The following is a 12,223-nucleotide window of genomic DNA, read 5'->3' as shown; positions in this document are numbered from 1 at the left end:
TGTTCCCCTGTTGTTTTTTCGGTTGTGACGCGGTGCTGGCGATTTACTCAGCCGCTTCGGCGAGCAGCACGGGATCCTCGGTCAGGCTGTAGCGGGTGAAGACGCGGTTCTGGGCCGGCAGCGGCGCGACCTCCATGATCCCCTTCGCCGGCTGCATGATCACCATGGCGACCGTGGCCGAGAGATTGCCCTGTTCGTTCGGGCGGGCCGGGCGGCAGACCGAGTAGGGCGAGAGGAAATCGTCGAAGAAGGCCTGCTTGAGATCGTCGACGGTCAGCTTGCGGCCGGCCTCGTCGAGCAGCTTGCGGACGCGCCAGTCGCGATAGAAGCTCTCCGGCACGCGCGGGATGCCGGTATCCTTGATCTTGGTCAGCGCGATCTGCCCGACCCAGTGGTTGGCGTGAACGATCATGCCGTCCTGCGGATAAAGCGGGAAAGCCTCGTCCGGAGCGCATTCGAAATCGATGCCGAAGCCCTTCACGGTCGAGAGCATCATGTTGTTCGAGCAGGCCTTGGGCGTCGTCGCCACGGCCTTGATCGCGAAGGCGAGATGCTCCTGCTCCAGCACCTTGCGGCGGATCAGGGCGAGCGGCACGCCGGCTTGCGTGAAATCACGCTCGGATTCGAGATAGTTGGCGGTGATCGAGATGCCGGCCGCGTTCATGCCGCAGCGGGCAAGGCCGCCGGCCTCGACGAAGGTCAGGAAATCCGGGCCGTCGGTGCGGCGCACGCGCAGCACGATCGCGGTCTCCGCGCATTCGGCCTTCCAGTCCCAGTTCTGGCCGTGGATCAATTCGCCCGAGGCGCTGCGCTCGGGCAGGATGATCGCGCCGGTGCAGCCGTCGTCGAGTTCCTCCTGGGCCTCGATCGGCTTGTTCTTGACGAGGCGTGCCTTGGCGATGACCTCGGTGCGGGCATTGACCATGACGATGTCTTCGAGCGCGACGCCGGCGCCGTCGGCGATGCCGCGCATCTCCTCGATGTAATGCGCGCCGAAGGCCTCGATCTCCTTGGCGAATTCGGCGATCAGCGCCGACTTGGCCTTGGCATCGTAGCCGAGCTCGCCGAGCTGGCCGCCATAGAGCTCGATCGAGCGCTTCACGCGGCCGGGCACGGCGGCGCCGTGCTGGCGGCCACGCTCATAGGGGGTGCCGGACACATCGACGAAGGGGCAGGGCTGGACCATGGCGCATATCTTTCCGGTATGCTGACAGGAGATCGTGCTGTAGTGTATTTCATCATCAACTAAAACAATCAAGGGCCTTTCCCAATGGCGGCGCCGACACGGCTGCAACAGGAGATCGCCGAACGCATCCTGCAGCTCGTGCGCGATGATGCGCTGGCGGCCGGTGCGTGGCTCAACGAGAACGCGACGGCGAAGCGGCTCGGCGTGTCGCGCACGCCCGTGCGCGCCGCGCTGGATCATCTGGCCGAGCAGGGCGTGGTGCGCCGGCATCTCAACAAGGGCATCGAGCTGATCCAGCTGCCGGCGGCGAACGAGAGCGCCCGCCCGCCGGAGACGGTCGATCTCGCCATGGTCAGGCTGGCGCGCGAGCGCGAGAACGGCCTGCTGCCGGACGAGGTTTCGGAGCTGGAGGTGATGCGGCGCTACGAGCTCGGCCGGCCCGAGGCGCAGAAGCTGCTCGCGCGCCTCGCCGATCTCGACATGGTCGAGCGCAAGCCGGGCTATGGCTGGCGCTTCCTGCACGAGCCGCGCGACCAGCGCCTGCGCGACGAGAGCTACCGCTTCCGCCTGCTGATCGAACCGATGGTCATGCTCGAACCCGGCTTCCAGCTCGAACCCGGCTGGATCGCCGAGATGCGGGCGCGGCATGTCGAGTCGCTCAATCGGCCCTGGCGGGAAGCGTCGAGCATCGCCTTCTACGAGATGAACGCGGATTTCCACGAGGGGCTGGCCGCCGCCACCGGAAACCGCTTCTTCCATTCGGCGATGCGGCGCCAGAACCAGCTCCGGCGCCTGTCGAACTACGACTGGGACCAGGGCATGGAGCGCGTGCGGGTGAACTGCGCCGAGCATATGGCCATGCTCGACCATCTGGAGGCAGGCGAGAACGAGGTCGCCTCGGCATTGATGCGCAGCCATCTGCTGCGGGCGAGCAAGCTCAAGCGGATGAGCAAGGCGGAGGGGACGGAGTAGGCAAACGGCTTGTAGCGAGCTGCGCCGGAATGACGGCGCTGTTCCTCGCTCGCTGTCGCGGGATGGCCGTCCTGCCGTCGCGGTGGTTGACCCGGCGGCGATTTGGGCCAGCAATGGCGGCAATCCCGAATCCGACAGGTCCAATGCCATGACTGTTCACCAGCGCCCGCAAGATCAGCGCCCCTCTGCCATCGATCCCGCCAAACTCGACAAGCTGGCCGAGGTCGCCATCCGCGTCGGCCTCAATCTCCAGCCGGGGCAGGACCTGTTCCTGACCGCGCCGGTCGCGGCGCTGCCGCTGGTCCGGCGCATCGCCGAGCACGCCTACAAGGCCGGCGCCGGCATCGTCACGCCGATGCTCGCCGACGAGGAGGTGACGCTGGCGCGTTATCGCCATGCGCCGGATGCGAGCTTCGACAAGGCCCCGACCTGGCTCTACAAGGGCGTCGCCGAGGCTTTTGCCGCCAATACCGCGCGGCTCGCCATCGTCGGCGACAACCCGATGCTGCTGGCGAACGAGGATCCGGCCAAGGTCGGGCGCGCCAGCAAGGCCAATTCGCTGGCCTATCAGCCGGCGTTGGAGAAGATCGCCGGCTTCGACATCAACTGGAACATCCTGGCCTATCCGAGCGCGGCCTGGGCTCGCCAAGTCTTTCCGGATGATGCCGAGGAGGTTGCGGTCGGCAAGCTGGCGGAGGCGATCTTCTCGGCCTCGCGTATCGATCAGGCCGACCCGGTCGCGGCCTGGGCTGCGCATAACGCGGCGCTGCGCACCCGGCGCGACTGGCTGAACGGCCAGCGCTTCGCCTCGCTGCATTTCACCGGGCCGGGAACCGATCTGACGGTCGGCCTCGCCGATGGCCATGACTGGCAGGGCGGCGCCTCGCCGGCCAAGAACGGCATCGTCTGCAACCCGAACATCCCGACCGAGGAGGTCTTCACCACCCCGCATGCGCGCCGGGTCGAGGGCCATGTCTCCAGCACCAAGCCGCTCTCCTATCAGGGCTCGTTGATCGACGAGATCCAGGTGCGCTTCGAGGGCGGGCGGATCGTCGAGGCCAAGGCCTCACGCGGCGAGGCGGTGCTGAACAAGGTGCTTGACACGGATGAGGGCGCACGCCGGCTCGGCGAAGTTGCGCTGGTGCCGCATTCCTCGCCGATCTCGAAGAGCGGCATCCTGTTCTACAACACGCTCTTCGACGAGAACGCTTCGTGCCATATCGCGCTCGGGCAGTGCTATTCGAAGTGCTTCGTCGATGGCGCGAACCTCAAGCCGGAGCAGATCGCGGCGCAGGGCGGCAACAAGAGCCTGATCCATATCGACTGGATGATCGGCTCGGGCGCGGTCGATATCGACGGCGTCCACGCGGATGGCCGCCGCGTGCCGGTGTTCCGCAAGGGCGAGTGGGCCTGAGCGGCTCCGACCGTCTCAGCTGGCGTTCGCCCGGAGCCAATCCCCCAGCGACGGGCGGTGATGTCCGTCGCGTCCGGTCGTGGCGGGGGCGGCGACCATCGCGTTGAGCACGGCCTCCTGCGTCGCTTCAGTGGCGGCGCGGAAGAGCGTGTCGATGCGGTTCTCGTTGAGCGCGCGCAATGGCACGAGATCATCAGGCTGGTCGTGATCGATCGGGTCGGCTGTGGTGAAGGCAACGGCGATATCACCGCTGCCATTGCCCCAGAAGGCGCCGAGCCGGGCGAGACCGGCGCCGCCGCGCCGCGCGATCCGGTGCAGCTGCCGCGATTCCAGCGGTATGTCGGTGGCGATGACCAGGATGACCGAGCCGCGCTCGGCTTGCGGCTTCGCTTCCGGCGGAAACGGACGGCGGCCATCGGGCAGGACGAGGTCGCCGGCATTGCCGAAATTGGCGAGCGCGAGCAGGCCGAGCGTGTGCTCGACACCGTCGAGCTCGAAGCGGCGCGAGGCCGTTCCGATGCCGCCCTTGAAGCCGAAGGCGCTCATGCCGGTGCCGGCGCCGATCGCGCCTTCCGTGACAGATCCGGAAGCGGCGGCATCGAGCGCCGCGAAGGCGTGATCCTGCGTCAGCGCGCGGGCGCGGATGTCGGAGAGATAGCCGTCATTGCATTCGAGCACGACCGGATTGACCGTGCCGGTCTGCCGGCCGATGTCGGGATTGGCGGCGAGCGCGCGGGTCACCAGCGCGTCGAAGCCGGTGCCGACGGCGAGCGTGTTACCGAGCAGAAGCGGGGTCTCGATCTGGCCGAGCTCGGCGAGCTGCATCAGCCCGGCGCTCTTGCCGAAGCCATTGATGACATCGACCGCGGCGCGGACCTTCCGGCGAAACAGATTGCCGTCATGCGGCAGCAGGGCCGTGAAGCCAGTGCGGAGATCGCCCTCGTTCAGAGTGAGATGGCCGAGCCTGATGCCGGGCACGTCGGTGATCGCGTTGAGCGGGCCGGGCTGCAGGATGCCGCAGATGAGGCCGAAATCGCGAAGGCGCTGGGTCATGGTGGAGTCCGGTGAAGCTGGGCTAGGTCAGCGCGGCAGGCTCGTGCCGAGCCCCTGCGTACGGGCCTTCTCGACGGCGAGATGGGCGAGTGCGAGATCGGCCAGCGCGACGCCGCGGAAGCAGAAGAAGGAGCGGCCAGCCGGGGCCGTCGGATGGGGCGCGGCTGCCAACGCCGTCATGTCATGGCCGAAGGCGACGGTCGTGACCGGGTTGCCGGCGGCGTCATAGGGCGCGTGCGACTGTTCCAAGCTGTCGGTAGCGAGGACGTCGAAGGCGGGCAGCGTCTCGGGCAGCCAGCTCCGGCCGGTATCGACCGCGGCGGCGAAGGCGACCGGTTTTAGGCGCCGCGCGTCGAGGAAAGGCGCCATGCCGGGGCCGCCCGGCACCATCGAGATCACGATATCGCTCTCGGCGAGCAGGGCGTTGGCATCGTCAAGCACCTGCGCCGAAAGTCCGGCCGTGCGTGCCGCTTCGGCGAGACGCTCGGCCGAGGCGCGGCTGCGGCTCATGGCCAGCGCCGTCGTCAGGCCGGGATAGAGCGCGCGGAAGGCGGCGAGATGGGCATGGGCCTGCAAGCCGCAGCCGACGAAGCCGATGGTGCGGGGCGCAGGCGGCGCGAGGCGCGAGGCGGCAGCAGCGGTGATCGCGGCGGTGCGGATCAGGGTGATCTCGTCGCCGTCGAGGATCGCGCGCGGCAGCCCGGTCGCATAGTCGTTGACGCAGATCAGCGCGCTGACGGCCGGCAGGGACGAGCCCGCTGCGACCGGGGCCATTGCCACCCATTTCACCGTGGCGATCTGCTGGGCGGAAGATGCCGCGGTCATCGCCTGGAAGCCATGGCCCGGACCGAGCGTCAGCGCCGTCTTCGGAATGCTCCGGTTCAGCCCAGCGGCGTGGTCGCGAAAGCCCTGCAGCACAGCCTCGCGCGCCTCGTCAGGCGAGATCGCCAGCGCCCGGACGTCGTCGCGCGAAAGATACAGCAGGCTGTCGCTCATCCGGGATTCTCCATGACGCGGGCTAAGGCCCGAAGCGGCATGGAAGCGGGGATACAGCCTGGCCGGAGCGGCGTCGAGGCACTCGGTCTCGATCGCGAGGCTCACCTTAGGGAAGCAAAAACGCGGTCACAGGATTGACATCTTTCTTAACTCGCGTATTTTCCCTTTTATTGCAACTATGGTTCCATTAAATGGAACTTTAAAGGTAAGCCGCAATGTCGATCCTGTCGTCGGCCGTGGATGTGCTGCGCTGCTTCTCCAGCACACGCCATGATGTGACGGTGACGGATCTGGTGACGTTGCTGGGCATGCCGAAGAGCAACGCCTCGCGGTTGCTCCGGGCGATGCGCGACGAGGGGCTGCTCGAGACGGTTGGCGAGAGCAAGCGCTATCGGCCTTCGCTCCTGCTCAATCAGGTCGGCCATCTCTATCGCTTCGCCGCTTCGCTGATCGACCGCGCCGATGCCGTGGTCGGGACGATCTCGGACCGGATCGGCCATACCGGCTATGTCAGCGTCCGGCGCGGCACCGAGATCGTCGCGGTCACAGCCCATCCCGGCCGCCATGCGCTGCGCGTCGTCACCTCGATCGGCGATCGCATCCCCGCTTTCGCCTCCAGCACTGGCCGCGCCCTGCTCGCGCGCCTGCCCGACGACCAGATCCGCACGCTCTATCCGGCGGGCTTCACCTCGCCGTCCGAGACCGCGCCGCGCGACATGAGCGAGCTGCTCGATCGCCTGGCGCGGGTGCGTGAGGAGGGCTTCGCCGAATCCCGCGACGAGGCGGTGCGCGGCGTGCGCGCGCTTTCGGTCGCCGTCGGCGATCCCGCGACCGGCGACGAGGTCGCGCTCTGCCTGTCATTCCCGGCCGCGACGGTCGAGCCGGCCGAGCGCATCGCCATCATCCGTTCGTTGGGAGAGGGCGCCGCCGAGATTGCGGCCCTCACCCATGACAACCGCTTCTACCCCTTGAACATCTCAATTCCTTGAACCTTTCAATCGCGGAGACCGCTCCATGAGCAATCGTTGGCGTATCGGCTTCGATATCGGCGGCACCTTCACCGATTTCATCCTGTACGATTCGCAGGAGCGTTCGGTCCGGCTGCACAAGCGCCTGACCACGCCGCATGATCCCTCGGAAGCGGCGCTGATCGGTCTCGGCGAACTCACCGAGATGGCCGGGATCACGCTGGCCGATGTCGGCGACATCGTCCACGGCACGACGCTGGTCACCAATGCGGTGATCGAGCGCAAGGGCTCGAAGCTCGGCCTGATCACCACCAGGGGTTTCCGCGACATCCTCGAAATGGGGACGGAGCAGCGCTACGACATCTACGACCTGTTCCTGACCTTCCCGGACCCGCTGGTCTCGCGCGAACATCGCCTCGAAGTGGCCGAGCGCATCGACCGCGACGGCCAGGTCGTCACCGCGCTCGATGCGGACGCCGTGCGCAAGGCCGCCCGTGAGCTCGAAGCCGCCGGCTGCGAGGCGATCGCGGTCTGCTTCCTCAACAGCTACCGCAACCCGGCCCATGAGCAGGACGCCGGCAAGATCGTTCGCGAGACCTGCCCGGAGCTGACCGTCTCGCTGTCGAGCGAGGTCGTCGCCGAGATCTGGGAGTACCAGCGCTTCGTCACCACGGCGGCCAATGCCTATGTCCAGCCGCTGATGCGCCGCTATCTCCAGCGCCTGGAGCGCGAGCTTGCGGCGCGCGCCTTCACGGGATCGCTGACGCTGATGCATTCGGCCGGTGGCCTCGTCTCGCCCGAGACGGCACGCACCTTCCCGATCCGCCTGCTCGAAAGCGGCCCGGCCGGCGGCGGCCTCGCCACGGCCCTGTTCGGCGAACTCGCCGGCCATAAGGACGTAATCTCCTTCGACATGGGCGGCACCACCGCCAAGGCCTGCATGATCGAGGATGGCCGCGCCGAGATCGCGCCGATGCTGGAAGCCGGCCGCGTCAACCGCTTCGCCAAGGGTTCCGGCCTGCCGATCAAGGCGCCCGTCATCGACATGATCGAGATCGGCGCCGGCGGCGGCTCGATCGCGGCGATCGACGAGGTCGGCCTGCTCAAGGTCGGCCCGCATTCGGCCGGCTCCGATCCGGGCCCGGCCTGCTACGGCATGGGCGGCGTGAAGCCGACCGTGACCGACGCCAATCTCGTGCTCGGCTATTACGATCCGACCTTCTTCCTGGGCGGGCGCATGGCGCTCGACCTGGAAGCGGCGCGCAAGGCCGTCTCGACCGTCGCCGCGCCGCTCGGCCTCTCGATCGAGGAAGCCGCCTGGGGCATCCACAAGGTCGTGGTCGAAAGCATGGGCGCTGCCGCTCGGGTCCATCTCGTCGAGAAGGGCAAGGACCCCCGCCATTACGCCATGGTCGGCTTCGGCGGTGCCGGCCCGGCCCATGCCGTCGACGTCGCCCGCGTGCTCGGCGTCAAGCAGGTCATCATCCCGCCGGCTTCCGGCGCCGCGTCCGCACTCGGCTTCCTCGCCGCGCCGCTCTCCTTCGACATGGTGCGCTCGCTGCCGGTCGAGTTCTCCGAGGGCTTCGATGCGGCCGCCGTCAATGCGGTGCTGCGCGATCTCGAAGTCGAAGGCCGCAAGCACCTGACCGAGGCCGGTGTGAAGCCCGCCGACGTCACGGTCGAGCGCACGGCCGACATGCGCCTCGTCGGCCAGATGCACGACATCTCCGTGCCGCTGCCGGCCGGGACCATCGATGCGTCGAGCCTGGAGGCCATCCGCGCGGCGTTCAGCAAGGCCTATTCCGCCCGCTATACCTCGGTCTACGAGGGCGCCCGGCTGGAGGCGATCAACTTCCGCGTCCGCTGCGCCGGCCCGGTGCCGACGCTCTCGCTTTCCGGCGCTGCCGGCGGCGGCGACGCCACCAACAAGATCAAGGGCACCCGCAAGGCCTGGTTCGAGGGCGGCTGGAGCGAGGCTTCGGTCTATGACCGCTACGCCTTGCGCTCCGGCGACACCGTCAAGGGGCCGGCGATCATCGAGGAGCGCGAGTCGACCACGATCGTGCCGCCCGGCGACAGCGTCGCCATCGATGATGTCCTGAACCTGATCGTTCATGTCGGCCAGGCCAACGCGGCCGAGACGACGATCACCGCCGACATGCCGCTGGCCGAGGCCGCGCGCCGGATCGAGGCCGATCCGATCTCGCTGGAGATCATGTGGAGCCGGATGATCAACGTCGTCGAGGAGATGTGGCTGACGGTCTGCCGCACCGCCTTCTCGCTGGTGATCTCGGAAGCTCAGGATTTCGCCTGCGAACTGCTCGACCCCGAAGGCGAGACGCTGGCGCATTCGCCTCGCGCCATGCCGGTGTTCAACCTGACGCTGCCGCGCGCGGTCAAGGCGCTCCTGGAGCGCTATCCGGCCGAGACGCTGAAGCCCGGCGATGTCCTCATCACCAACGATCCCTGGCTCTGTGCCGGCCATCTCTTCGATATCGCGGTGGTGACGCCGGTCTTCCTCGGCAACCGCGTCGTCGGCCTGATGGGCACGGTTGGCCATGTCTCCGATATCGGCGGCACGAAGGACAGCTTGCGGGCCCGCGAGATCTATGAGGAAGGCTTCCAGATCCCGCCGATGAAGCTCTACGAGGCCGGCCGGATCAACGAGACGTTGGTCCGCCTGCTCGGCGAGAACGTGCGCAATTCCGAGCAGGTGCTCGGCGATCTCCACTCCTTCGTCGCGGCGAATGCGATCGGCGCGGAGCGCCTGCAATCCTTCCTCACCGATTACGGCATGCAGGACCTCAGGGCGCTCGCCCATGTCGTGCAGAGCCGCTCGGAGAAGGCGATGCGCGAGGCCATCCGCGCCCTGCCGGACGGCGTCTATCACGGCACGGTCTCGAACAACCCGCTGGGCACGCCGATGACCTATCCGCTGGCGCTGACGGTGAAGGACGACACGATCCATCTCGATTTCGCCGGCGCTCCCCCGCAGCTGGCGCAGGGCGGGCTGAACTGCACGCTCAACTACACGATGGCGCATGCGACCTATCCGCTGAAATGCATGCTGACGCCGGGCGTGCGCGGCAATGCCGGCTGCTACCGCGCCTTCTCGATCGATGCGCCCAAGGGCTCGATCCTGAACTGCGACAAGCCGCTGGCGGTGAACCTGCGCACCCGCACCGGCTGGTATCTCGCGCCGAACATCTTCCGCGCCCTCTCCAAGGCGGCGCCGAAGCAGGTTCAGGCCTTCACCGGCCTGCCCGTCGCGGCGAGCGTCTATGGCCGCGACCAGGCCGGCGATACCTATTCCGACATGCTCTTCGTCGGCGGCGGCCAGGGCGGCTCGGCCCAGGGCGACGGCAAGTCGGGCCTGCTCTACCCGACTTCCGCCGCGAACACCTCGATCGAGACCTTCGAATCGCGGGTGCCGGTGCTGGTGGTCGAGAAGACCTATCTCACGGATTCCGGCGGCGCCGGCCAGCATCGCGGCGGTCTCGGCCAGCGCGTGCGCCTGCGCAAGCTCGCCGATGACGGGTTGCCGACGCTGGTCTCGCTTTATCCGGAGGGGGTCAACAATCCGATCCCGGGCCTGTTCGGCGGCAAGTCCGGCGGCGGCGCGTCGGGCCGGGTGATCGACGAGCAGGGCCATGTCCTGAAGGACGTCGGCACCGGCGAGCTCGTCCAGGTCCGGCAGCCGCACGAGATCGTCGAGCTCGTGCTCGCCGGCGGCGCCGGCTACGGCCCGGCCTCCGAGCGTTCGCGGGAGGCGATCGCCCGCGACATCGCGCTCGGGCTGGTCTCACCGGACGCGGCCAAGCGCGATTACGGCGTGCAGGGAGCGCATGCCACGCAGGATGTCGGCGAGGCCAAGGCCGGCATCCTGGTTGCCTGAGCGGCAGGGATCACAACGCAAACGCCCGGCAAGGGCCATCGAGGGGACTGAGGCATGACCAATCCAAACGAGGGGGTGCCTCAGAAGCACCCCAGCCTGTTCGAGCCGGCGACGCTGCTGCTCATCGCCGTGCTCTGCGTCTTCGGCGCGATCATCGGCATGCAGCTTCTGGTGTCGCTCGGCATCACCGCCAACACCTCGCTGATCGGCGCGCTTGCCGCCATGGCGCTGGCGCGGGTGCCGCTCGCGATCTTCGCGCGCTACCGCTCGATCCATGTGCAGAACCTGGCCCAGAGCGCGATCTCCTCGGCCACGTTCGGCGCGGCAAACAGCCTGCTCCTGCCGGTCGGCATTCCCTGGCTGCTCGGCCGGCCGGACCTCGTCCTGCCGATGCTGGCGGGCGCCTTCTTCGCGATGCTGCTCGACGCCTACCTGCTCTACCGGATGTTCGATTCCCGCGTCTTCCCGGCGACGGGCGCCTGGCCGCCGGGCGTGGCTGCCGCCGAGGCGATCAAGGCCGGCGACGAGGGCGGCCGCAAGGCGGTGCTGATGGGCATCGGCTTCGGCACCGGCATCGTCGCCTCCTTCATCAAGATCCCGCTGGCCTGGATCGGCTTCGCCGGCTCGACCGCGGTGTCGGGCATCCCGATGTCGGCTTTCGGCGTCGCCTTCATCGGCAATATCTGGGCGTTGCTGATGTTCGGCATCGGCTTGCTGCTGCGCGGCTATTCCGGCCAGATCTTCAGCGGCCCGACCTTCGCCAGCATCATCCCGAAGGGCGACCTGATGGCCGCCTATATCCCTCATGGCTTCATGATCGGCGCGGGGCTGGTGGCGCTGCTGCAGGTCGCGCTGCTGCTGTTCCGTCGCGGCGAGGCCAAGGCGGATGAGGCGAAGGCCGGTGTCAGCGATGCCGAGGTGAAGCGCGCGCTCGGGCTCGGCACTGTCGGCTATCTTGTGATCGCCGTGTTCATCGCCGTCGTCGGCGGGCTGATGAGCGACATGTCGGTGGGCATGCTGATCCTGTTCGTGCTCTATGCGGCCTTCGCGGCCTATGTGCATGAATTGATCGTGGGCCTCGCCGCGATGCATTCCGGCTGGTTCCCGGCCTTCGCGGTGGCGCTGATCACGCTGATCATCGGCATGCTCCTGGGCTTCCCGATGCCGGCTCTGGCGCTCCTCGTCGGCTTCTCGGCCGCGACCGGGCCTGCCTTCGCCGACATGGGCTACGACCTGAAGGCCGGCTACCTGCTGCGCGGCAACGGCGCCAACCCGGCCTTCGAGCTTGAGGGCCGCCGCCAGCAGCTCTTCGCCGCGATGTTCGCCTTCGTCGTGGCGGGCGCGGTGGTTCTGGTCTCCTACCAGTCCTTCTTCGACCAGAACCTCGTCGCCCCCGTGAACAAGGTCTATGCCGCGACGATCAAGGCGGGCGTGGCGCCGGGTGTGGCCTGGCAGCTCTTCATCTGGGCGATTCCCGGCGCGATCCTGCAGTTCATCGGCGGTCCGAAGCGGCAGATCGGCGTGCTCTTCGCCACCGGCCTCTTGATCAACTTCCCGATGGCGGGCTGGGCGGTGCTGGCGGGTATCCTCTGCCGGGTCATCTGGGAGAAGCTGCGCGGCGCGGGCGGCGAGGGCGACATGGAGGTCTTCGCCGCGGGCGTCATCGCGGGCGATGCGATCTTCTCCTTCTTCGACTCCGTCTCGAAGAATTTTTGGAAGCGCTGAACGAGACAGGCCCC

8 protein-coding genes are annotated in these 12,223 nt (G+C 67.8%); 5 read left to right on the top strand and 3 right to left on the bottom strand.

What is annotated here, in order from left to right:
• Positions 1 to 43 precede the first annotated feature (43 nt).
• The gene (locus tag AC3WMA_RS14275) at positions 44 to 1,186 is read right to left on the bottom strand and encodes a C45 family autoproteolytic acyltransferase/hydrolase (protein ID WP_492286000.1); all 1,143 of its coding nucleotides are present in this window, start codon (positions 1,184 to 1,186) and stop codon (positions 44 to 46) included.
• Positions 1,187 to 1,270: 84 nt separating this feature from the next.
• Between AC3WMA_RS14275 and AC3WMA_RS14270 the strand changes: the two genes are divergently transcribed.
• Complete coding sequence (locus AC3WMA_RS14270; protein WP_492285999.1) at positions 1,271 to 2,158, top strand: GntR family transcriptional regulator; 888 nt, start codon at positions 1,271 to 1,273, stop codon at positions 2,156 to 2,158.
• A 148-nt stretch (positions 2,159 to 2,306) separates the two neighbouring features.
• On the top strand, positions 2,307 to 3,572 hold the full coding sequence (locus tag AC3WMA_RS14265) for an aminopeptidase (RefSeq protein ID WP_492285998.1): 1,266 nt from the start codon (positions 2,307 to 2,309) through the stop codon (positions 3,570 to 3,572).
• A 15-nt stretch (positions 3,573 to 3,587) separates the two neighbouring features.
• On the opposite strand, the gene AC3WMA_RS14260 is transcribed toward AC3WMA_RS14265, so the two are convergent.
• Both AC3WMA_RS14260 and AC3WMA_RS14255 read right to left on the bottom strand, forming a co-directional pair.
• Positions 3,588 to 4,625 (bottom strand): DmpA family aminopeptidase, encoded by a 1,038-nt coding sequence (locus AC3WMA_RS14260; protein WP_492285997.1) that lies wholly within the window; start codon positions 4,623 to 4,625, stop codon positions 3,588 to 3,590.
• Between the two features lie 27 nt (positions 4,626 to 4,652).
• The gene (locus AC3WMA_RS14255) at positions 4,653 to 5,621 is read right to left on the bottom strand and encodes a hypothetical protein (protein ID WP_492285996.1); all 969 of its coding nucleotides are present in this window, start codon (positions 5,619 to 5,621) and stop codon (positions 4,653 to 4,655) included.
• Positions 5,622 to 5,836: 215 nt separating this feature from the next.
• Between AC3WMA_RS14255 and AC3WMA_RS14250 the strand changes: the two genes are divergently transcribed.
• From AC3WMA_RS14250 to AC3WMA_RS14240, 3 genes are read left to right on the top strand one after another with little or no spacing between them, the layout of a single operon-like run.
• Positions 5,837 to 6,610, top strand: a complete 774-nt coding sequence (locus AC3WMA_RS14250) for an IclR family transcriptional regulator (protein WP_492285995.1) — start codon at positions 5,837 to 5,839, stop codon at positions 6,608 to 6,610.
• A gap of 25 nt (positions 6,611 to 6,635) precedes the next feature.
• On the top strand, positions 6,636 to 10,484 hold the full coding sequence (locus AC3WMA_RS14245) for a hydantoinase B/oxoprolinase family protein (protein ID WP_492285994.1): 3,849 nt from the start codon (positions 6,636 to 6,638) through the stop codon (positions 10,482 to 10,484).
• A 54-nt stretch (positions 10,485 to 10,538) separates the two neighbouring features.
• The gene (locus AC3WMA_RS14240; protein ID WP_492285993.1) at positions 10,539 to 12,209 is read left to right on the top strand and encodes an OPT/YSL family transporter; all 1,671 of its coding nucleotides are present in this window, start codon (positions 10,539 to 10,541) and stop codon (positions 12,207 to 12,209) included.
• Positions 12,210 to 12,223 lie beyond the last annotated feature (14 nt).

This window comes from Allobosea sp. FW305-C-101, assembly GCF_058783685.1.
The sequence above is the reverse complement of the archived record's forward strand: the minus strand, read 5'-3'. Positions and strand labels throughout refer to the sequence as shown.